Origin of the sequence: Pseudalkalibacillus sp. A8 (assembly GCF_045920555.1) — a bacterium.
In the GTDB taxonomy this organism is placed as follows: Bacteria; Bacillota; Bacilli; order Bacillales; family Fictibacillaceae; genus Pseudalkalibacillus.
This window is the reverse complement of the sequence record NZ_CP174509.1, coordinates 4,893,511-4,917,107: the sequence shown is the minus strand read 5'-3', so window position 1 is coordinate 4,917,107 and position 23,597 is coordinate 4,893,511. Positions and strand designations below refer to the sequence as shown.

Below are 23,597 nucleotides of genomic sequence, written 5' to 3'. Positions count from 1 at the left end.
ATTACGTTAAGCAATACGCCCGTTTTGTTTGAGCTTGATATAATTTTAGAAATGAATACCAATTCATTATATATGATGTATACAACGGTTTCTATCAAAAATAGGAAAAAGTATACTTGAAGAGCTTACATATATAGATAAGGTTCTTTTTAATTAGACAATTCCTCTCATTAATTACCAAAATATATATTGTGAACATAAAGATTAATGATATAATCTACTTACTAAAAAGTGACAAAATGGAATTGATAGGGGATATTAGTATGTCCGGATTTTGTTAAATGGTCTGTTTTGTGACCGGTTCTTTTATCTCGATTTTACTGATGATGGTAAGTTTTTCTTTCTGAAAAATTTCTCATATTTGTACCCCCTTAAAATAAACTACGTAACTATTGTGAGATTTATCTAATTATGTGTCAGCGTGAGGAAATACCTATCTATCATTTTAGAGTGGTGACTTTTATACCGTAAAAAGAAATAGAACCCCCTTTAATAGAGGCTTCTATTTCCCGATTTAATCTTTATAAGAATAGTTAAGGGACGTTTCTTCCCCGTATCTGGTTAAGATATAAGTACTTCCGTTTTCCTGCATATCCCATTCTTTACTTGTCATTTTTATTCCTTCAGGTGCAAAGACTTTAATTTGTTGCATTCCTGATTCTAGAAAGTTGACGGTAACACTTTTATTTTGTTGGTTGACCTTGATTGGTACATTACTTCGCATTATGTGAGGCTCATTTACGTATTTTGTCATCAGTTTTAGTTTGACTTTATCTTTGCCAGAAAAATATAACGTCGATCCGGTATTCATATGAATTGGAGCATCAGTGTTAAATACAAATCCCTTATATTTTTCACCCATTTCAACTTTGTAGCCTATCGATTGCTCATAAGGGTTTATCAATTCATGGTTCATATCTTGATCGTTACCTTCAATGTAAACGGTATGATGTAATTTTCTTCGTATCAGGTTTTGAAAATCTGAGATGACTTTTTCAATAGGGTTGTAGTTTAATGAACTAGTCGTTTGATGAGTTGCTAAAACGCTTTTATAAAGTTGTTCTGTAGTCATAACATTATAATCCGTCCCAGTTACTAAATTTTTAAGATTACTTAAATAATCCAGTTTCTCAATATTTTTAATTTCCTTTATAAAAGGTAAGTCAAAGTTCGATAAAGTACTTTCCTTGCCGATATTTGGCTCGTGATAAACTTCATCAACCATTGTTTTACCACTCATTATTGCAAAAGGCAATGTCCAGGTGTCGTTTTTATCATAATTTGTGCCTTCAAGCCTTGCAGACCACCAAACCTCATCAATCTCTGGAACCTTTGATGCATTCTGATCGTCACTAAAGCGGAAAGGATCTGATGTAAAAGTAAATCCACTTGGCTTCCAATCAAGTTTATGCATTTCAAATGATTCTTTTAATCTTTCGAAATCGTTTAAATATGTTTCTTTATCTTTCAATGAATTCATGAACAGATGAGGGTAAACTCGCACTTTGTTTTGCATTACTTTACTTGCTACTTTTGAAAGTTCATCTTTATATGGATAATCAGAGGAATCAATAGAATATTTATTACCGTATGTGAGCAGTCCGAGGATCAAATCCATGTTTTGATCATCATCTGCATCAGCCATTGCAGGAACAGAGTTCTTACCGTTCCATAACCTGTTATCACCAAAAGGATTTAGTTTTGAAGATAGGACATAGCCCTTATCTATAAATTGCCCTTTGTTCATTTCATAGCGTTTAACAAACCCGCTTCCAGAACCGAGGAGAAGATCGAGTTGTTCATTATTGTCATAGTCAATGAGTTTTGGGGCAGCAAAACTACTTACTCTGATATTCCCCTCATTGCTTACTAATTGTTGTTCTTTATCTGAAAAAAGGAGAGAGGGTCTTTTCTCAGATTTATTATCGCCGTCTTCAACTTTTTCACCTGAACGGAAATAGACGTCCCCTGACCCTGTGCCATATATAAGATCATCGATACCATCCTCGTCAATATCACCTATTTCAGGCGTTACGTATTCATAGTTCTTTTTGTTGTTGAAGAGTTCCTCTGGTGCCGCATATTGATCATCTTCATTCCTGAGTAATACGACAATTTGTCCGTTTTGATTTCCAGAAATGATATCAATATTCCCATCTTGGTTATAGTCAACTAAACGTGGGCTTGAATAATTTCCAAGATCGATTGTTTGTCCAGTCTCAAGTTCCAATGGACCTTTTGGTTGTAGGATCCATTCTTCATCCTCTAATGTTCCTTCATAGTAATAAATCTTTCCGTCAGCACTTCCTGCGATAAGATCCTGAATATCATCGTCAATCATATCCTTGATGTCGATATAAGCACGATATGGAAGCTTGATTTCAGCGTCCAGGGGTAGTGGTTCAGGGTATGTAGGTAAAGCTAAATCTGTATCTGATGCTATGTTCATTTGTGCTGCCTTATTATTAAATGATGGCTGTTCTTTACTCCCGATATTAGAGAAATAAGAAATATCCTCCTTCCATTTATTTGGTGAATATGTGAATTGCGGAAGAGAAAGAGAAGGAATCAAGTTTTCTTTTTCGATTTTTGTTAAAAATGGCTCCATCTTAGCTTCTGAAAAAGCATTGTTTTCCTTTAGCGTATGTTGAATTGCTACACCAGGACGTCCGTGTGTACCAAGAACCTTTGAGACAGCGTAACCGTACATGTCTTTGGCTACATAAGATATGTATTCATTGCGAAATAAAAAGTTTCCGGTTGTAAAAGTATAATGAAAGTCTTCCTGATCTTTATATTGTTTTTGAAAATCGTATCTTGTCACATAGTGGTCGTTAGGTAATAATTCACTTGCAAAAAATACAGTTCCATCTCCGATATCATTCAATGTATATAGGGAGACCTCACCATCAGAAACAATGGAACGGGCTGTAGATGGTATGACTCCTACTCCTAGTTCTAAATCCATAAAGTCCTTCGTTGATCCCCAATCCCAATCCTGATTGAATTGCTCAACTAATTTTTGAATTCCACTGACATCACGGTCATCAGTTGGGTAGGCAAGGTTTTTCGGAAACTCTTTTATTTTTTTGAAATCTTGAGCTCCAATAAATTCTTTGGGGAATTCTTTATAAAACTCATTTTCAAGAAATAAATAGCCACCTTCCTTGACAAAATACTGTATCGATTCCTTGCTTCGGTTGAAGAATTTATTTCCTATAATACTTGGATCTAAATAAATGACTTCATAATTTGTAAGATCAACAGAATTAAGGACACTGATTGGCATTGTTTCGACGTTTGTGTTTGCTACCAGTGTTTGTCGTAAGTGTTGGTATGTATCTATATAGTTTTCTGACTTTTCCTCATAGATTACAAGGGCATCAATTACCTGTGGTTTAGAATTGAAGACTATTAAAAAGTAAACTTCCAGTAATAAGATGACGATAGTAAAAGTAACAATAGTTTTTTTCATTTATTCATTCACACTCCACGTCCACTATTAAAGAGTGAAAATCCATAAAGGACCAATTTCATAAATTTAGTAAAGAATTATAACCAATTTAATTATAATACTAGATTGGTGCCGGATATTCAATTTTGTGGAAGTCGTAAAGACATATTATTAGATATAAAAATAATTTCGGGCTTGATACAACAAGGACAGGTACAATTTATAAAGATGTGAGTAAGTCTTATTTTGCATCTGGTGTCATTCAGATTCTAACTGAAAGAAGCATTACAAAGGGCTATCCAGATGGTAGATTTTATCCTAATGACTCATTGACGCGCGGTGACGCTGCCGTATTATTGAAAAGAGCGTTCAATCTAAAGGTTGATACTTATAGGGAAATCACTGATGTGAATAAAGGTCATTATACTTATGAACCTATTCAAGGTCTCTATTCGAATGGAGTGACCATAGGTTATCCTGATGGAACCTTTAAACCTACTAAGGAGATCAGTAGAGCAGAATTCGCCGTATTTGTCAGCCGCATACTTAAACAATGAAAAAGGTTTGGTCCGATTTAATTCGGGTCAAACCTTTTTTGTTATTTATTCATTGCGCGATGTAAAAATACTGAAAACTCAGCTCTTGTTGCATTATTTTTAGGACGATATGTGTTATCTGTATATCCAGCGGCTATACCGTTGGTAGAGACGTTTTGAATCGGGTTGTAAGCCCAATGCGATTCCGGTACATCCTTAAAGTTAGTTGCTGAACCTACTTTTGCTAGATTAAAAGCATCTGTGAAGAGTGAAGCAATTTCACTTCGTGTAATTTCCTCATTAGGCCGGAATGTGTTATCTGGATAGCCCTTGAAGTATCCAGCCTCCAACGAAGCGTTAATTGCTCCTTTTGCCCAATGATTTTCTGGAACGTCAGGTGCTTTTGATTTTCCGTCCTTTATTGTAAGATCAAATGCTTTGGCGAGCATGGTTGCAACTTCGGCTCTCGTAATCGAGTTAGTAGGTTTGAATAGACTCTGATCATAGCCTGTTATGATATCTTTTTTAGATAAGTATGTAATAGAATCGTAAGCCCAATAATCATTTGGAACGTCATGATATTCCCCTTTAGGGAGTGTCGGAAGTGGTTCAGGCTTTGTTTCTTTTACTTCCTCTTTTATGACTCTTCTTGCCCCTGTGTATTTAGGTCCCCAATAATACGGATCGTTGATGGATGTTTTGGTTACCCCACTAGAAGATGCGTGTATGAACATTCCGTTCCCGGCATAGACACCCGTATGGGAAACTCCTGCTTTATAGGTATTCGAAAAGTAAACAATATCTCCTGGCTGAAGATTGGACTTGGAAACTGCTGTACCAGTCTTGGATTGGTACAGGGTAGTTCGAGGAATTGAAACTCCAATCTGATTGAATATGTATACGAGAAATCCGGAACAATCGAATCCGCTCGGTGTCGTTCCTCCGTATTTGTAAGGTGTTCCTATGTACTTTGTTGCAATCGAGGCAACTTGATCCCCTTTACTGCTCGCATAGGCTGATGGTGTCACTAGGGTAGCTGCAACCAAAACCACTGCAAGTATACTCAGTATTTTACGAAACACTGAAAACCTCCCCCTTATTCATACAATTTTCTATTTATTCTTACAAAATAAAGTTTAGCATACAAAAATAACCTAAAAGATTACAGTTGTTTAACAAAGTTCTACAATATTTTTATAAAAATAATAGGGGTTATTTTCAAATAATATAGTTTCAAAGTAATTTGTTTGTAATAGTTCAAATATCACTATAAACATTATAGGGGTTAATCCGATATTAATAATGTGGTTGAAAACAAGAAGGATATAGATATAGTAATTTTTGTGAAAAAACCACGAAATTTTGATATCACTCTATGTAATTAGTTGAATATAAACAAAATTATCCATTATATCCTATAAATTACTAAATTATATAAAAGTAGTTGACTAGGTAATTATTGGATAATACACTGTTGAGTGTGTTGCTAAATATCTATGTTTTTTACAGGTGTTATTTACTAGTTTTCTAACATGATAATGTTACGAGAATTACGGTGCTTTTCGTCAAAAAATAACATAGTTGTGTTGGAGGCTAGTCAAATAAATATATTTTTTACATATCAAAGGGAGGAAATACAAATTATGGCTTACCAACCTAAGTCTTACCGCAAATTCATGGCCACTTCATTAACAGCGGCTATGGCTGCTTCTGTGGTAGCTCCAACTATTGGATCTGCTTCTGAAAGCTTTTCAGATGTACTAGCAGACACATGGTACGCAGAGTATGTGAATTTTCTAGTAGGGGAAGGTCATCTTAACAACTTCAGCTTCTTATAGATAAAATTAACGAGTTAAAAGTGTGTGAAGAAAAAGAACATACTTTTAACCTTCTAATGGAATTAAATATTCAAATTGGCACTCCTCAAATTTCTAGTGCTGTTGCTGATTTATGGGTAAACAGTGATAAGAGAAAAACTGTTTCAACTTTGACCCAAATATATCAATTGGTGAATACATTTACAGATTTAATTAAGGAAAAAGGTGTTGTTGGAACAACTCTTGATGGAACAGTTTTTAAAGAATATAACAATTTATATTAGAAAACTCTGATGAATCAGGGTTTTCTCTTTTTATGTCGAAATCTAAGATAATAAGTGGTAATTTGCTATATTTTGAAGAACATTCCACAATAAACAGAAATTGACTTATATAAGACTTTTGTATTACAATAAATTTATGTAATTTTCGGAAAAATTCTCTTTTTTTCGATGATTACACCAAAACTTATAAGGGGGAATTGTAAGGGATGAAAATGCGCAAGCCTTTTCTATTTCTAGTAATCTTCTTACTGGCATTCTCTAATGTTGCTTTTGGTGCAACAAGTCCAGTATCTAAGAGTTCACTAGAAAAAGTGCAAAAGCAAGATCGTCAATTGGTCAAGACCATTGAGAAACAAAACTCTGAACAGAAGTACAAGCCAAGTGATGAAGTAAGAATCATCGTAGAGTTGAAAGACGAACCGGCGATGTTTTCGGCACAGAGTTCTGGTAAGAGCTACCAAAAACTATCCGCTTCAGATAAAAAGAAGCTGAGAAATGATGCTCTTGATGCTCAAAAGAAAGTGAAAGACAGTATCAAAAAAGCTTCAATTCCAATGGAATACAACCAAAATTTCACAACAATTGTCAATGGATTCAGTGGTAAAGTACAATACAAATTCATTGAGATGATTGAAAAACAAGCTAATGTAGAGAATGTACATATTGCCCACAAGTATGAGAGACCTGAGCTCGAAGAACCAGATATGATTTATAGTAAGGAACTGGTAAAGGCTCAACAAACATGGGAAGATTTCGGTTATAAGGGTGAAGGAATGACAGTAGCAGTCATCGACACTGGTATCGATCCAGACCATAGAGATATGGTTTTGAGCGAAGAAACAGACCCTGAGCTTTCTGAACAATCCGTTAAAGACATGATTGCTGAAGAAGGTTTAGCCGGAAAGTACTTTACTGAAAAAGTTCCTTATGGATATAACTATGCAGATGAAAATCAAGAAGTCCTTGATCTAGGACCTGGTGCTAGTATGCATGGTATGCACGTGTCCGGTACAGTGGGGGCAAATGGTGATGAAGAAAACGGTGGAATCAAAGGGGTTGCACCTGAAGCACAAATCCTGGGAATGAAGGTATTTGGAAATGACCCTGGAATGCCGTTCACCTATAGTGACATTTATGTAAAAGCGATTGATGATGCGATCATGTTAGGAGCAGATGTCATCAATATGAGTTTGGGTTCAACTGCTGCATTTGTGCGACCAGAAGACCCAGAACAAAAAGCGATTGAAAGAGCAGTTGACAACGGAGTCATGATGGCAATTTCAGGTGGTAACTCTGCTAGATTCGGAGAAGGTTTCGACAATCCATATGCTAGCAACCCTGATATCGGGGTAGTTGGATCTCCAGGATTGTCTACTGATTCTTTACAAGTCGCTTCTTTTGAAAACCAATATCTTGATTTAGCAGGATTCAACGTAACAGTTGATGGAGAAGAGCGTGATCCTGTAGCTTATCTTTCTGCTAGCAGTGTGGATCCATCTTCATTAGGAGAAGGAAACTATGAAGTCGTATATGCAGGTCTTGGAAGAATGCCTGGTGATTCAGAAGTTGATCCAGATGCAAACGATTTCGAAGGTGTAGACGTCGAAGGTAAGATTGCGCTTATCCAGCGTGGTGAAGCGACATTCGTTGCAAAAACATTGAATGCGCAAGAGCATGGTGCAGCCGGTGTCATCATCTTTAACAATACATCAGGCTATGTAAGTATGGCGACTGATCCTAGTATCACTATTCCACAATTATTCGTCTTGAAGCAACCGGGAGACCAGCTGAGAGATGAATTGAATGCAGATAAGACTGTCGAAATAGCATTCAAGGGTGAAAAAGTTACAGCATTAAACCCTGAAAATGGTAAGCTATCAAGCTTCACTTCTTGGGGTACCACACCTAACTTGGATTTCAAGCCTGAAATCACTGCACCAGGTGGAAATATCCTTTCAACTCTTAATGATAACAAGTACGGATTGATGAGTGGAACGTCTATGGCTGCACCTCATGTGGCTGGAGGATCTGCATTAGTTATGCAAAGAGTGGATGAAGAATTCGATCTTTCTAATTCAGATCGTGTGGAAATGGCGAAGAACATATTAATGAACACGTCAAAACCACAAATAGATAAAGGTCTATACAACGATTTTTACAAACCAGGATTGAATTACTCACCTCGCAGACAAGGTTCTGGTTTGATGGATCTTCATGCTGCGATGAGTACGCCTGTAGTAGTTACTGAAGTTGAATCTGGGATAGGTAAAGCAGCATTGAAAGAAATGGATGGTCAAGCTTCATTTACACTCAAGCTGGAAAACTTCAGTGATCAAAGTGCAGTTTATAAGACAAAAGGAACTGTACAAACTGATTTGGTTTTCGACGGATATAATTATGTTGAAACTCAAGGGATCTTCAAAGATGGGACAATCAGTGAGGATGCTCCATATACTGGTGAATTCCCGATCGAGATCACTTCAGCTAACGGTAGTGAAGTTGATGATGAATATCATGTACTCGTCCCTGCAAATGATTCAATCGAGGTTGAAGTGTCAATCGACTTAACAGATGCAGTTGATTGGGGTAATAACTGGCCGCTATCAGAAGTATTTGAAAATGGTCATTTTGTAGAAGGATTTGTATCTTTCACAGATGTTAATGATACGAACCCTGAATTGAATGTCCCTTATGTAGGATTTAATGGTGATTGGGATCAAGCTCCTATCGTAGACAAGACCATTTATGAAGATGGGTCATTCTATGATATCACTGGGTTGGTTTCCCCGGCTGGAAACGATTATGGTTTCTTGGGTACAAATGCTGTATCTGATGAAGCACATGGTGACAAAGTGGCTTTCTCACCAAATGGTGATGGTGTACAAGATACTGTGTTACCAGTTCTATCATTCCTAAGAAATGCAAAGAAAGTGAAGTTTTCCGTATTAGATGAAGATGAAAATGAATTGTTAACGCTACGTACGGAAAATGATGTCAGAAAGCATTACTTCGATGGTGGAGCAGGAGAAATGTACACCATTTTTGATGCAGCAGCATGGAATGGAAAACATAAAGGTGAGGTATTGAAAGACGGATTATACCATTATCAAATTGAATCTGTAGTGGATTATGCAGATGCTGAGTGGCAATCGACAACAATCCCAGTATACATCGATACTAAAGATCCATCCGTTGATGTATCATACGATGCTGAGTCTGGAAAGATCACTTGGACTGCTAATGATGAAGGTGTAGGCGTTTCCTACATTGATGTATTGGTCAACAATAAGAGCGTCCTTGAAACACCTCTAGCAGGTAATGCAACAGAATATACTCTTGAAAAAACAAGTGATGTGAAAACTGTGAAAGTCGTTGCTCACGACTGGGCAGGAAACACTGGTATGGATACAGCTGGCGAAGCTGATGAAACAATTCCATTCGTTACAGCAGTAACTCCTGAAGCTCTTGGTGTGTATGCTGACAAAGTAGTTAAAGTTCAAGGTTATGTAAACGATGATTCCGATATTGAAAAGCTTCTTATCAATGGTAAACAAGCTAAGTTGACATGGGATGACTCGAATAAGCGATATACCTTTGATACGAATGTAGAATTCAAAACCGACGGAATCAAGGATATTCATTTTGTTGGTGTCGACGCTAGCGGAAATGAAATTTCATTCAAACGCACAGTCGTCATCGATTCGACAAAACCGAAACTTGACGTCGAAGGTCCACATTTTACAAACAAAGATAAAGTCGAGCTCGATTTCAAACTCTCGGATAACTATGATCAACTACGATTCTATATCGATGGTAGTGAGGTTTATTACAAAGAATTCAAAGAGCCATATGAAATGAGATCTTTCACCAAAGAATTGACGGAAGAAGTTTCATTAAAAGATGGCGAAAATCGCATCGAACTGAAATTAGTTGATCTTGCTGGAAATACAACTACGAAGAATATCATGATCTACAAGACAGATAAGAAAGCAAAAGATTTTAAAGATGTAAAAGATAATCACTGGGCTAAGGATGCTATTCAAACACTGAATGTCATGGGGGTTATCAATGGCTATACAGATGGAAACTTTGGTGTTAACGATGAAGTTTCTAGAGTGCATGCAGCTCAAATGATTGTACGTGAACTTGGTCTTAGCACAGATGATCGTCCAGACCCTGGATTTAAGGATGTAAAATCTGGTGACTATGGTTATGCTGAGATTGCTGCTATTGCTGATGAGGGAATTATGATTGGCTTTAATGGCAAGTTCAACCCTAACGCTAAGGTTACACGTGCAGAAATGACGAAAATCCTAGTGGAAGCTTATGACTTGAAGGGGTCTGCAGAGCACAAATTTACTGACATCCCGGTTGATCACTGGAGTGTCGACTACATTAATACAATGGTCGCAAATGGTTATGTTGCTGGTTATGCAGATAACACATTCAAACCGAATAATAAGCTGACAAGAGCAGAGTTTGCTACATTATTAATTAGAATGAAAGACGATCGTTTCAAGAATTAATATGTAGGTACAGAAGGGCAGTCCTTATGGGCTGCTCTTTTTTAACTTTGGCTTTGTTAAATAATACTGTTGATTTCTAACTAAGTTTGATTTTACCTAAATTCGCGACACTCCTGCGGGATAAGCGATGCAGGCAAGACCCTGCAGCGAGTAACTCGCGAGGGGGCTTGCGGATCGCCCGCGGAAAGGGAGTGAATTTTGCGGAAATTAACAATAAAGTATAACAAAGCCTATACTTTCATAGTTTTTTAAATGTTTTGTGAAAATGTTTTATCCCTGTTGACTCATGGGTAAGGCATGGTAGTATTAATAACATGTCGTATTTTGTAAGAATATAACAATAGTTTAGTAGAGTTGGTGAAGTTATGGGAGTGGAAAAACGGAGATTGAACTTGGATGAAATCCAATTGGCAAGAGCGTTTGCTATTATTGCAGTATTGCTGGTGCATTCCTCATCTACTGGTGTTACGAGTGTACCGACGGATTCTTTATTATTTCCAATCTACAATTTTTTTAATGTTGCTGGAAAACTTGGTACACCGACATTTATCATGTTGAGTGCTTTTGTCCTTTTTTATAACTATTATCCTCGAAAAACCGATGCAACTTTGATTAAGAATTTTTATATTAAACGATTAAAATATATTTTGATTCCTTATCTGCTTTTTTCCGCACTTTATTTCGGGGTCAAATGGTTCGCTTATTATGACTATCCGAGTTTTGGGTTTGCCGTAAATAAATTTTTATACCTAGTTGCTCTAGGTAAGGCACATCCGCATTTATATTTTGTCTTTATCAGTGTTCAATTGTATTTATTATTCCCGTTCTTTATGTTGTTGTTTAAAAGGTTCAAGCTTTTAAGAAAGCACGCCTTCTGGCTGGGTATAGCCATTCAATGGATATGGGTATATCTAAACAAGGAATATTTCCATATCACGTTGAAGGGATCCATTTCATTATCTTATATGTCCTTTTATTTCGTAGGAGCGTATCTAGGTATCTATTATCATGATTTACGTGAAAAAATGAAGGATCATCTCATTCGGTTTAAAACCTTATCGTTCATCTTTTTCTCATATGGTGCACTAGTGGTTCTGTACACTGGATATATGTATTTGGTAAGAATCGGGACATCTGGTACCTTGGCAAATAATCTCCCTGATCTGGTCAACCAATATCTTGCTGAATTTACGTGGGCTACACATGCATTGTTTGCTGGATTGGGATTATTCCTGCTCGCTCATTGGGCAGAGAAGAGTTTTCAGCCAAGCAGAAAAAGATTGTTTATGGAAATTGGAGCCACCTCTTTTGGGATATACTTGATTCACCCTATGCTTCTTATGATCATGAGGTATTTCGTACAAGGTGGATCCCCGCTGGTATTCCACGGTTGGCAACTAATAACCTTTATTGTGATCTTTGTTTTAAGCTGGGCAATTGTACGGGTCACTTATAAGCTCATTCCTCAATATTGGATCATATTCGGTAAGATGCCTCCAATGGAAACGAGGAGTAAATACAAAGCTGACGCACACAGAAATACTTCAACCTCTCTGTCCAGTTAAATAGGTTATAAAGTAAACGAGGCTGACTAGATATCATTATTTCGATACAGAGTCAGCCTCATAGTGTATTCTTATTTTTTCTGTATATCTGTAAGGTATAATGCACCGTCTTTTTCTTCATATGTAAAACTGACTTTAGAATCAACTTCAAGAGATTCTACCTTTTCTTTCAGTTCTTCACCAAATTGAAAGGCTTGCGGTCCATCTTCCATCATGATTTCGATTGTATGGCCATCTGCTTGACCGTTATAGGTACCTTCGCCTGTTTTTTGTTCTGTAGTGGCATCATCCTCTTCTGCAGGTTCTTCATTAGTATCTTCATTATTTTGTTCAGTCGAATCTTCGTTTGTTGTTTGTTCTGTACTGTCACCAGAAGTTTGATCCCCAGTCTCTTCTGTTGTTGTGCCGCAGCCTGTGATCAGGGCGATAGCCAACAACATCACTCCAATTATTTTTTTCCATTCTTTCATTTTGATTCCCCCAATGTTGTGAACTAACATTATTTTACCAAATTGGAAAATGAAAAGGGGGAATGACTGTAAACTCAGTTCTTTATCCCTAGGTATTTGGTTACGCCTTTTCTTCACTACTAAAAAACTGTTAGATAAGATTTGAACCATCTCATCTAACAGTTTAATGATTTTTATTGATGTAAAGCTCTTTCAAGGAAAGTAGAAAATTCTTCTCGTTCAACCGGTTTATTTGGAGCATATTTATTATTCCCGACACCTATGGTGATTCCGTGTTCAGCAAGGGTATTGATGGCGTCATATGCCCAATGGTCCTCTGGTACATCAGTGAATGACATATTACTTGACCCCTTTTAATCCAAGAGCATTTACTAAGATGATTGCCATCTCGTGAATTTTCAGGCTTGAAAGTACCATCCTTATATCCTTGGAGGATTCCATTGTGGCTGAGTACTGAGATCATTGGAAAAGCTGGATTTTCAGTGTGGATTATAAACCAGGTTATCCCGTAAGAAGTCAAAACCGAATTCATTTCCTACACCATATGTAATATCAGCATGATAAGCTGTTTTCTTTTCGGAACGGGTTATTATTGTACCGCCATTAATTAGCGCACTTTTGAAGTAGACAGTTTTGTCTTTTAATTGGCCATCGGTCAGTTTTTCAATTTCAGGCTCAATTTCATTTATCCGATCCACTATTTTGAAATACTTTTTTAATGCTCTGTTATCTGAATCTACTATTTTTTTATGTAAGTAAGCATAATATTTGTCTCTCCCTATTTAATCGTGAAACTAGTATATCATAGAAACTTCTACAAATTTAACCAATTATCGAGGATTCAAATGTCATTCGTTAGCTGATCATAGACGGAATTATTGTGATAAATAGGAAAAGTATGTAGAAATAGATAAAAAATTGATAGAATTTACACGGACACTTTGATAATGTTATAGAATAGTACTTTAGAAGGGGGATGAAGTATGCAATCGCATATGAAGAGAATTGTAGCAGCATTAATCTTGGTTTTGTTGGTGTCTTTTGTTGCTATGCCTGGTGTAAAGGCAGCGGATGACATAACAGGACATTATGCTGAGAAAGAAATGAGGGCTCTAAACGAAAAAGGAATCATGAAAGGAGATAGTCCTGGGACATTTTCACCTGATCGTGCTGTAACTCGTGCAGAATTTTCAGCATTCGTGAAAAGGGCGTTAGAATTGGACCTTCCGATTGATCCAAGTACAGAATCTTTTAATGATGTCGAACCTGATGATTGGTTTTACGACGCCGTAAACCAAACAGTCGCAGCAAACATCATTACTGGATATCCTGATAGAGATTTCAAACCAAATCAAAAAATCACTAGGGAAGAAATGGCTGTAATTATGTACCGTGCCTTGCACTACAAGGGGATTGAGATGGAAGAAATTCCTTTAACGTTCAAAGATGAAGACACGATCCATAAGGACTTTGTGGATGAAGTTTCTATGGTTGCCTCTGTTAAACTGATCGCCGGTTATCCGGATAATACATACCGTCCAAAAGACAATACAAAACGAGCTGATGCGGCGCTAGTTATCTATCGAATGCTGAACATAATCACCCCGCCGCCAGTCCTTGAGTACAGTGTTGCAAATATCAGTTCTTCTGGAGAATTAGAAGAAGTGAAAAAATATGAAACATACAGCGATGCAAAAAGTGCAGTGAAAACCCCGGCTTCACAAGTTGTCATGAAGGGGAAAAAGATTGTATGGATGAAAAGCGGCTATACAATTTCAAATGGTTACACAATCATCTATGATAGTACGAAATTCTCTTCCAACTACACATATGTAACGACAGGAACAGAAATGCAATATCATTCTGCAGGGGAAAATTGGGTGGAAGTTACTGTTGCGGATACGCGGGGCTATGTGAAATTGGATAATGTCACATTGACACCTTTTCAATTATCAAGCGGGAGATCCTATTACTCTATATACTCTGGAAATCTTTATCATTATATCTATAGTTCTACGTTGGACAGTTACAGCGGAATTGTTATAGGAAAAGCTCCTTCATTCATGACTACAGGAACTAAATATTATAGCTGGGATGGGAATGAGTTCTTTAATTCTGCTGGCAATAAAGTTGGGCAAGCGTACCAATATTACCAGTACTTGCCTTCGTATACAAAAACCAAGTATACAGCTGAGCAGCTAGACTCTTTCATAAGAGATGCTTATCCAGATACCTATAAAAGTAAATATCCTAAGTCAACATTAGAAGGTACTGGTGAAATATTCAAAATGGTAGAAAAGAAATATGGTGTAAACGCGTTATACTTCTTATCTCATGCAATCCATGAAAGTGCATGGGGAACAAGTAAGATCGCAGTGGATAAGAACAATTTGTTCGGCTTAGGTGCGGTTGACAGCAATCCTTATGAAAATGCCTTCACTTTCGAGTCCTTAGAAGAGGGGATTGAAGAAGCTGCTGAAAAGCATATCATTCCAAAATACTTTATCGAGACACATTATATCTATCATGGTACGTTTTTAGGGAATAAGACGATGGGGATGAATGTTAAATATGCATCAGACCCATACTGGGGTGAAAAAATAGCAGCCTATATGTATAAAGCTGATCAATATCTGAAGGGTGGAGACTTAGGAAATTATCAATTAGGTATGACGATTACTACGTCCTTGAATGTACGTAGTGAACCTAAGGTCGTTTCCGGTAACGATATTTATAAATTCCCTAAAGCGGGGACCAGTGTCGCTATCCTCGGCGAGTCCAAACAATCAGACGGCACCTGGTATCAGATTGTTCCAAAAAGGTCTTATTTAAAAGCATATATTTTTGGAAACGGGAATTACGGTACTTTAGCGAAAAAGATCAATGTAGCAAAATAATAATCAAAATTAGGGAATGTGACTATTTCTAGTTGCATTCCCTTATGTTATGGTAATGTTAGTTTTGTAACATTATAGATTTTAAGGGGAAGTATTTATGAAGTTAAACAAAATAGATGTGATGGGTGTACCGTTTATCGATACCTCAATGGATTCATTCATTAAACACCTTTATGAATCACATATCGTAAATGATAGTAAAGCGTTTGTCATCACGGCAAATCCTGAAATTGTCATGTATGCGAGTGAAGATGTTAGTTATAAGAATGTCTTGAATGATGCGGATTATGTCACCCCAGATGGGATCGGGATTGTAAAAGCAGCAAGAATTCTTGGAACCCCAATTAAAGAAAGGGTTTCGGGATTTGATATAATGTGTAATCTCTTGCAGATTGCAAATGAGAATCGATTTTCAGTTTATTTACTAGGTGCAAAAGAAGAGGTTTTACAATCTGCTGAGGCCAATATTCAAGCAACTTATCCAAACGTAGACATTGTTGGTTCGCACAATGGCTATTTTGATTGGGAAGATAATAATATTGTGAATGAAATCCAACAGCTTAAACCAGATATGGTTTTTGTGGCTCTTGGTCTACCAAGACAAGAAAATTGGATTGCAGAGAATATCCATCATTTTGATAAAGGTATTTTTATGGGAGTGGGAGGTAGTTTTGATGTGTTTGCTGGAATTGTGAAGCGAGCGCCTGTAATCTACCAAAACTTAAACTTAGAGTGGTTTTATAGATTGGTGAAGCAACCATCAAGGGCTAGAAGGATGTTAGCATTGCCAAAATTCATGATCAAAGTGATTGGACAGAAAGTAAAGGGAAGAAAATGAGCGGAACATTTGTAAAAAGCACACTGATTTTAACGATTGCTACATTGATTTCTAAGATACTCGGAAGCGTCTTCAGAATTCCATTGCAAAACATTGCCGGAGATGAAGTGTTAGGGATTTTCACCCTTGTCTATCCAGTTTATATGACAGCACTGATATTGTCTGTTGCAGGAATTCCTTTAGCTATTTCACAGCTTATCTCAAAGGCTAGAGTGGAAAACGATCAACGAGAAATCAAGAATATTTTCGTTACATCAAGTATTTTAGCTGTTCTATTTGGGTTAGTAAGTTTCAGTTTACTCACAGGGTTATCTGAACAATTAGCTCAAGTATTAGGGGGACAAAAGACGAGATTGTCCATTATCATTGTCTCGATTACGTTGTTGATTGCACCTTATATGGCTGTCTACAGAGGCTTTTTTCAAGGCTATGAAAATATGAAACCGACAGCGTATTCACAAGTAATCGAACAATTCATTCGTGTAGCATTAATAATTGGAATTGCCTATTACACTGTCAGTATGGATTACAGCAATGAGGTTGTAGCTGGTGGTGTGATGATTGGCTCATCTATAGGTACCCTGCTATCTCTCGCATATCTTCGTTATCTGTTTATAAAGTCTTCATTTAAACCAATTTCGAAAGAAAAATATAGTTTGAAAGACTTTAAAAAAACCAGTCGAAGGATTTTAAAAGTCTCCCTACCGATTTGTGTGGGTGCATTGACAATGGCCCTCTTGAATGTAGTTGATTCCTTATCGATTCCTTTCAGTTTGAAGATGGCCGGAGGGGAAAGTGCGGAAATAAATTATCAATATGGTTTATATGGCCGTGGGCTATCATTGGTGCAGATTGCTACAGTGTTCTCCACCTCCATTGTACTTCCTCTTATTCCTTTGATAAGTCGGAACTTAGCTCAAAATGATTTTAGGAATGCTAACAAGGTTATTGTGAAATCACAAAATTTGGCGCATCTTTTTTCGTGGCCGGCAGCAATAGGTCTTCTAGCATTGGCATTACCCCTTAATCTAGGTTTATTTACTGATTTAAATGGAAGTCTCGTCCTTGCATTGATTGGACTCAGCGCTGTGTTTACATCATTGACTGTACTTGGAACGGGAATTTTACAGGGGCTTGAAGAGTCCAAGATGGCTGCATGGATCATTGTTTTCGGTGCACTTATAAAGGTTGTATTCAATTTTGTTTTCATTCAATTTTATGGGCTTGTTGGTGCTGCGATTGCGACTTTGCTTATTTATATTCTGCTTTGGTTTGTAAATTCTTATTTTATTTGGAAAAAAACAAAAGTGAAATTTGTTACAAGAGAAACTTTTGTTCAGTTTGGATCGTCAATATTAATGGGAGCGCTTATTGGTGTGCCCACCTTATTCCTAGGGTTGCAAACGTGGGGAAGACTCGAGGCAATTATTTATGGTTTCGGAGGAGTAATTATAGGGACTGTTGTATATTTGTTTGCAGTTATTGTACTTAAAGGGGTTTCAACTGAAGAATTAAACCGGATTCCTGGAGTAAATAAACTGATCAAAAAGGCTGGTTTTAATCAGAACCATCCTAACAAGTAACACATAAGACGTTTTTTCGACGATTTCTATAAAGTTTTTCATTTTATTGAAAAAATTATGATATAATTTTCATTATGATGTAATTCATGCTTCTATTAGAAGAATCAGGGTTCATCATGTATAGAGGTAAGAGTTTTTAGGGAGAGTGTTTTTAAAATATGCTGTTTCTAACGTTATTCATATGCTTCTTATCGTCAGTATTATTAACACCAATAGTTAAGAATTTCGCGATAAAAATTGGAGCAACGGACCAACCCGATAAACGAAAGGTACACACCAAAGTCATGCCGCGACTTGGTGGTCTAGCTATCTACTTAAGTTCCCTTATTGGGTTTTATTTACTTTCTCCTGATAAACAATACATGATTCCTTTATTTGCAGCCAGCTTGATCATAATAGCAACTGGTTTTTTTGATGATATTTTTGAGATATCGCCAAAAGTCAAACTGTTGGGTCAAATCATTGCTGCTGGTATCGTCATACACGGTGGTATAGTCGTCAATTTTATCAACCTGCCGTTTGATGTACGTTTGGATTTAGGTATATGGAGCATTCCACTTACCTTAATATGGATAATCGGTATCACAAATGCAATAAACCTGATTGATGGACTAGATGGATTGGCTGCAGGAGTTTCATCCATCGTATTGATCACGATATCTACAATGGCGATTGTCAATGGTAACATGTTTGTGGTTGCTATTGGTTTTGCAGTATTAGGAAGTACACTTGGGTTCCTTGTATATAATTTTCATCCTGCGAAAATATTCATGGGGGACACGGGATCCCTATACTTAGGGTTTATCATAGCTGTAACATCTTTATTAGGTTTTAAAAACATCACGTTGTTCTCTTTATTAGTCCCGATCATCATTCTTGGAGTCCCAATTTCAGATACAATCTTTGCGATCATTCGTCGATTTGTAAATAAAAAACCTTTATCTTCACCAGATAAATCACATTTACATCATTGTCTACAAAGATTGGGATTCTCCCATCCTACAACCGTTCTGATCATATATGCGATGAGTGCGATCTTTGGGATTGCTGCTGTCCTTATCGAACAAACCACATTATGGGGTTCTTTTCTTATCGTAACGGTATTACTGGTGTTCATTGAGTTGATTGTGGAAGTGGTCGGATTGATTGATACCAATTACAGGCCGATCTTAAACTTCTTCCAAAGAGTAGCCAATACCCGTAATGTAAGAAGCATTCGTAATATTAACAGATGAGCACTAATGGTGAATACGCAAAGGGGATGACCCAATAGTAAAAGTGTCATACACTTATGGGTCAGCCCCTTGTTCTTGTTAATCCGTACAATCATGAATTACTCAGAAAGGGTTGTTTTTGTTGAAGAAATGGCTGTGGAGCGTTCTCATATTATCAATAGCAGTTACATCTATCGGTCTATATGAACGTGCGAAAGCAGAATGGAACTACAATATATATGAAGTTGCTGTCCCTTTTAAAGAAGTGGAAAGTTTAATTCGACAAGGTGCAAATGAAGAGGATGTTTTTGATGGATTGAAATCTTCCGGAGTAAGCGCTATGGGTATTCCTCCAGAATCCATTAAATCACTGGAGAATAAAGGCGACATTCTATCTCTTGATCAAAATGAGTTCACTCGCTTTGCTTTACTTTCGGGCTATCCACTGGATGAGTTTCCCGATAAAAAAGGTTTGTACATCAGTATTTTGAAAAGCAATTTTCCAGTTGTGGAGTCGCTGGAAAACGTATTTGGAGATCAAGTAAAGAATATTGAGATAAACGAAAGAAAATTCCTTTACATAGAAGGTGAACCGAAAAAGATTAAAAATACCTATTTAGGCTATTCAGATGATACTTTTAAGCTAGTAGAAAGCTATGGCTTTTCAAGAATCTTGCATGTTCCAGTTTCAGATATTACGGAAGAAAATGAGTTCATTTGGGAACAAGCGATGACAATCGATGAAAATGCAGATCAGATGTTAATTATAGGTGATGAGGCCCTGGGATATCCGACAAATCATCGGGAATGGGCAAATAGATTGAAAGAAAAGGGCATATCAACGCTGTCTATTGAACAATTTGATCAAAAAGGTTTTGAAAATCTTGCAAGAGCTAATGAGTTTAATGTGAAACGGTTGATAAGTTTGGATTTGGAAATCGGTTCTCCAATGGTAAATCAGGATAAGGCGATTAGAGCTGTAAAAGAACGAAATATCCGGGTTTTATACTTTCACATAAAAACTGAGGGAGATCCAGAAGAGAATTTAAAGGAGAATATGAAGTTCTTCAAAAGCTTGAATAGTTCTATGCCCCAGCTATTCAAGTTAGGTAAGCCGGATGCATTCAGTGAATTGTCAAGGCCACTTTGGATGGTAGCGATAGCCTTATTAGGTGGAATTACGTTTGTAACCTTGGCGGTGGAAAGTCTTTTAAAGCGTAAGTTAGCAGTAGTTTCAGGTATAGCCCTGTCACTCATTGCAATAGGGTACATTGTTTCAGGATCAGGTTTATTGGTGAAATTGATGGCATTGGCAGTTGCAATTATAACGCCTGTATATGCTGCTTTAAAAATGAGACCAATTGAACGGTATAGAGACATATTATTTCAATATGGTCGGGCTATATTCATCAGTTTTCTTGGAATCTTGATTGGGATTAGTCTCTTATATGGAACAGAATATTCATTACACATCGGACAAGGCTTTAGAGGTGTGAAAGTACTTTATGTGTTCCCAATCGTATACACACTACTATTTGCTGTATACCATATTTATAATAATATGAAATTCGATTTTCAACAGTTAAAGAGAATGTTAGCCATGCCAATCAAATATGGACATCTTATTTTGTTATTTATTTTGGCGGGTATCGTTTTTTATTATATAGATCGTACAGGGAACTTCGCTTCGGTGTCATCTTATGAATTGATGATGAGACAGAAGTTGGAAGACTTGCTGTATGTAAGGCCAAGAACAAAAGAATTCCTGATTGGATTTCCATTCTACATTCTTTCCTTGTATTTCTTCATGAAAAAAATGAAGAAGACAGCATATGTTTGTTTGATCCCTGCTATAATAGGTTGGCTTTCTCTAGTCAATACATTTACTCACTTGCATATCCCTATATACGTTTCTGTTTTAAGAAGTGCCTACAGTTTGTCATTTGGATTGCTTGTGGGGGTTGTTTTCATCATTATCTATAAAGCAGGGCGTAAATATTATTTAAAATTGAGAGCAAGGTGGTAAGATGAAGCTTGTTATTTCAGGCTATTATGGCTTTAATAATATTGGGGACGAAGCAATATTGGCCTCTATGATTCAATCATTAAGAGAAATTCAATCAGACATAGAGATTGTCGTTCTTTCCAATAACCCAGAATTTACAAAGTCCACTTACCGTGTGGAAGCTGTAAACCGTTGGAATTTAAAAGCTATTATAAAAGCTTTAAAAGAAAGTGATGGCCTGATCAGTGGCGGGGGAAGTCTGTTGCAAGATCAAACGGGTTGGAAAAGTGTTCCCTATTATTCTGGAATAATGTATTTGGCTAAATTACTTGGGAAACCAGTTTATATGTATGCGCAAGGTGTTGGTCCGGTAGATCGGTTGCTAAATAAATGGATTGTAAAAATAGTGTTGAATAAAATCAATCGGATAACCGTAAGAGATGAAGAATCTAAACAATTATTAGAAAGATTAAAGATAAAACAAAATATCAGTATAGTCCCAGATCCTGTAATGGGATTCACATCAGAAAATTTGAACAGTGATTGGATGAAGGAGCAAGATTTCGAGAAACCTGTCGTAACGGTATCAGTGAGGGATTGGAAAGGCCTTGAAGATTTTAAAATTAAAGTTGCTGCAGCATTAGATACTTTGGTTGATGAAGAGGATGTAGAAATCGCCTTTCTTCCGATGCACGGCTCTCATGATTATGAGACTTCACTCCAAGTTGCCGAACTTATGCAAAAACATTCTAAAATCGCTCCATATGATGCATCAATTGAAGAAAAAATCGCTATCATCAACTATTCTGAATTCTTATTTGGTATGAGATTGCATTCTTTGATTTTTGCTGGGGTTGTAGGAACACCATTTTTGGCTCTATCATATGATCCTAAAATAGAGTCTTATTCGAATCTAACACTTCAACCTGTAGCAGGACATGTAGAAAAAGATGATTTGAATGATTTATCTAATGTATTATTAAAGAACTATCGATCCAGAGAAGAACTATTGGATTTGATGAGAGGGACCACAGAGGAAATGAAAATGACAGCTAAGGAGACAGCGAACTTAGCGATTTCGATCATTAGTTCATCAAATAAAAGCTTTTTGAAATCGAAAGCTAACTGACCACAAGTTCCACCGAGAGGAGATACTGTAAGTAATTAGATCGAAACAAACAAAAGAAAGCCCTACAAGTGGGCTTTCTTTTGTTTTAGTTTTGATAGTGTTTATTTTTAATTTTTACGAAATTCACTCCCTTTCCGCGGGCGATCGGCGATCCTCGAGCCTCCTCGCGAGTTCCTCACTGTGGAGTCTCGCTTGGCTCGCTGTTCCCGCAGGAGTGTCGCGAATTTCGTTTAGAAGTAATAAAGTCCTTTAACAGAGCACTAATTTTAATAGCTTGTATCGTCTACTTGGATTGCTTCGGAACTGGCCTCATTGTTATGGTTTTCAAGGTCTAAATGTGCCTTCAAGCTGTTAGAGATCTCATATACGCTGGTTTGATCCAACATATAATAGAAGACTCCGTTATTGGAGTTTTCGCCTTTCAATTCCAGTGCGTCTATTTTATTAATTTCACCAGCATAGCCATGAAGCCCTACAATTTCTTTGAAGTTTAAATCCATCTGTATATTTCCATCTAATCCATCGATGACATCATCATATTTGGTGATAGAACTGAATTTGGAACCTTTTTCAATAATAGCTTTTATAACTTGTCGCTGTCTTTCTCCACGGCCGATATCACCTGTAGGATCTTGTTTTCGCATACGGACAAAGGCTAAGGCTTCTTCGCCATCTAACAATTGGTTTCCTTCATGAAGAGTGATGGCATCCTGACGGTCTCTACTATCCTGAACAGCAAACGTTTTAGGAACATCTACCTTAACACCACCGAGTGCATCGACTATATCAATAAATGCCTTAAAATCAACTCTTACATAGTGATCGACCGGTACATCAAATAAATTTTCCACACTTTTTACTGCAAGGTCTACACCGCCATAGGCATGAGCATGATTGATCTTGTCCATACCCCTTTCTGGTATTTCTACATAGGAATCCCGAGGAATACTGACCATTTTTACAGATTTATCCTCTTTGTTGAAAGTGGCTAATATCAGTGCATCAGAACGGCTCACCTTTTCACCTTCACGAGCATCAACCCCGATGAATAATACTGAAAAATTATCTTCGTTGACATCAATTTTTTCCGTACGAAGTTCTGATTTTTCGCCTCGTTGCAATTCTTCTACTGAATTATCAGTTGCATTAACTAGTTTGAAAGTTAAGTAGGCCCCATATCCGATCGTGCAAAAGATTATTAAAAATATGGGAATTAATATCAGGCGTCTGCGACGGCGTTTTTTCTTCTTTCGTAATTCTGTACGATACATGCTTTAGC

16 protein-coding genes and 1 pseudogene are annotated in these 23,597 nt (G+C 37.0%); 11 read left to right on the top strand and 6 right to left on the bottom strand.

Going from position 1 to position 23,597, the window contains the following annotated elements; all coding sequences use genetic code 11:
- Positions 1 to 514 precede the first annotated feature (514 nt).
- The gene (locus ACJROX_RS24885) at positions 515 to 3,475 is read right to left on the bottom strand and encodes an FG-GAP-like repeat-containing protein (RefSeq protein ID WP_408007900.1); all 2,961 of its coding nucleotides are present in this window, start codon (positions 3,473 to 3,475) and stop codon (positions 515 to 517) included.
- A 209-nt stretch (positions 3,476 to 3,684) separates the two neighbouring features.
- Between ACJROX_RS24885 and ACJROX_RS24880 the strand changes: the two genes are divergently transcribed.
- Positions 3,685 to 4,011 (top strand): S-layer homology domain-containing protein, encoded by a 327-nt coding sequence (locus ACJROX_RS24880; RefSeq protein ID WP_408007899.1) that lies wholly within the window; start codon positions 3,685 to 3,687, stop codon positions 4,009 to 4,011.
- A 41-nt stretch (positions 4,012 to 4,052) separates the two neighbouring features.
- Here ACJROX_RS24880 and ACJROX_RS24875 read toward each other — a convergent pair whose 3' ends face one another.
- Complete coding sequence (locus tag ACJROX_RS24875) at positions 4,053 to 5,072, bottom strand: S-layer homology domain-containing protein (protein ID WP_408007898.1); 1,020 nt, start codon at positions 5,070 to 5,072, stop codon at positions 4,053 to 4,055.
- Positions 5,073 to 5,633: 561 nt separating this feature from the next.
- Here ACJROX_RS24875 and ACJROX_RS24870 point away from each other — a divergent pair.
- The 4 genes from ACJROX_RS24870 to ACJROX_RS24855 all read left to right on the top strand — a co-directional run bounded on the left by ACJROX_RS24870 (position 5,634) and on the right by ACJROX_RS24855 (position 12,182).
- Positions 5,634 to 5,828 carry a hypothetical protein gene (locus tag ACJROX_RS24870; protein WP_408007897.1) on the top strand — a complete coding sequence of 65 codons (195 nt, stop codon included), beginning with the start codon at positions 5,634 to 5,636 and terminating at the stop codon, positions 5,826 to 5,828.
- Positions 5,829 to 5,884: 56 nt separating this feature from the next.
- The gene (locus ACJROX_RS24865) at positions 5,885 to 6,091 is read left to right on the top strand and encodes a hypothetical protein (RefSeq protein ID WP_408007896.1); all 207 of its coding nucleotides are present in this window, start codon (positions 5,885 to 5,887) and stop codon (positions 6,089 to 6,091) included.
- A 206-nt stretch (positions 6,092 to 6,297) separates the two neighbouring features.
- Positions 6,298 to 10,617 carry a S8 family serine peptidase gene (locus tag ACJROX_RS24860; RefSeq protein ID WP_408007895.1) on the top strand — a complete coding sequence of 1,440 codons (4,320 nt, stop codon included), beginning with the start codon at positions 6,298 to 6,300 and terminating at the stop codon, positions 10,615 to 10,617.
- 371 nt (positions 10,618 to 10,988) lie between these two features.
- Positions 10,989 to 12,182, top strand: a complete 1,194-nt coding sequence (locus tag ACJROX_RS24855; RefSeq protein WP_408007894.1) for an acyltransferase — start codon at positions 10,989 to 10,991, stop codon at positions 12,180 to 12,182.
- A gap of 71 nt (positions 12,183 to 12,253) precedes the next feature.
- On the opposite strand, the gene ACJROX_RS24850 is transcribed toward ACJROX_RS24855, so the two are convergent.
- From ACJROX_RS24850 to ACJROX_RS24840, 3 genes and pseudogenes are all read right to left on the bottom strand, one after another.
- Positions 12,254 to 12,652 carry a hypothetical protein gene (locus ACJROX_RS24850; RefSeq protein WP_408007893.1) on the bottom strand — a complete coding sequence of 133 codons (399 nt, stop codon included), beginning with the start codon at positions 12,650 to 12,652 and terminating at the stop codon, positions 12,254 to 12,256.
- A gap of 173 nt (positions 12,653 to 12,825) precedes the next feature.
- Entirely contained in the window at positions 12,826 to 12,990 is a 165-nt protein-coding gene (locus ACJROX_RS24845) for an S-layer homology domain-containing protein (protein ID WP_408007892.1), read from the bottom strand.
- Between the two features lie 153 nt (positions 12,991 to 13,143).
- Positions 13,144 to 13,434: pseudogene (locus tag ACJROX_RS24840) on the bottom strand (hypothetical protein); the annotation flags it as partial.
- Between the two features lie 201 nt (positions 13,435 to 13,635).
- Here ACJROX_RS24840 and ACJROX_RS24835 point away from each other — a divergent pair.
- The 6 genes from ACJROX_RS24835 to csaB all read left to right on the top strand — a co-directional run bounded on the left by ACJROX_RS24835 (position 13,636) and on the right by csaB (position 22,318).
- Positions 13,636 to 15,549 (top strand): S-layer homology domain-containing protein, encoded by a 1,914-nt coding sequence (locus tag ACJROX_RS24835; RefSeq protein ID WP_408007891.1) that lies wholly within the window; start codon positions 13,636 to 13,638, stop codon positions 15,547 to 15,549.
- 97 nt (positions 15,550 to 15,646) lie between these two features.
- On the top strand, positions 15,647 to 16,387 hold the full coding sequence (locus ACJROX_RS24830; protein ID WP_408007890.1) for a WecB/TagA/CpsF family glycosyltransferase: 741 nt from the start codon (positions 15,647 to 15,649) through the stop codon (positions 16,385 to 16,387).
- On the top strand, positions 16,384 to 17,970 hold the full coding sequence (locus ACJROX_RS24825) for an oligosaccharide flippase family protein (protein WP_408007889.1): 1,587 nt from the start codon (positions 16,384 to 16,386) through the stop codon (positions 17,968 to 17,970). The genes ACJROX_RS24830 and ACJROX_RS24825 overlap by 4 nt, the downstream gene beginning before the upstream one ends.
- Before the next feature lie 158 nt (positions 17,971 to 18,128).
- Positions 18,129 to 19,205 (top strand): glycosyltransferase family 4 protein, encoded by a 1,077-nt coding sequence (locus ACJROX_RS24820; protein WP_408007888.1) that lies wholly within the window; start codon positions 18,129 to 18,131, stop codon positions 19,203 to 19,205.
- Positions 19,206 to 19,326: 121 nt separating this feature from the next.
- Positions 19,327 to 21,210 (top strand): DUF5693 family protein, encoded by a 1,884-nt coding sequence (locus ACJROX_RS24815; protein WP_408007886.1) that lies wholly within the window; start codon positions 19,327 to 19,329, stop codon positions 21,208 to 21,210.
- A gap of 1 nt (position 21,211) precedes the next feature.
- A complete protein-coding gene (gene csaB / locus ACJROX_RS24810; protein ID WP_408007885.1) occupies positions 21,212 to 22,318 on the top strand; it encodes a polysaccharide pyruvyl transferase CsaB in 1,107 nt (368 codons plus the stop codon).
- A 266-nt stretch (positions 22,319 to 22,584) separates the two neighbouring features.
- Here the strand turns inward: csaB and ACJROX_RS24805 are convergent, their stop codons facing one another.
- Positions 22,585 to 23,589, bottom strand: a complete 1,005-nt coding sequence (locus ACJROX_RS24805) for an LCP family protein (protein WP_408007884.1) — start codon at positions 23,587 to 23,589, stop codon at positions 22,585 to 22,587.
- Positions 23,590 to 23,597: the final 8 nt, after the last annotated feature.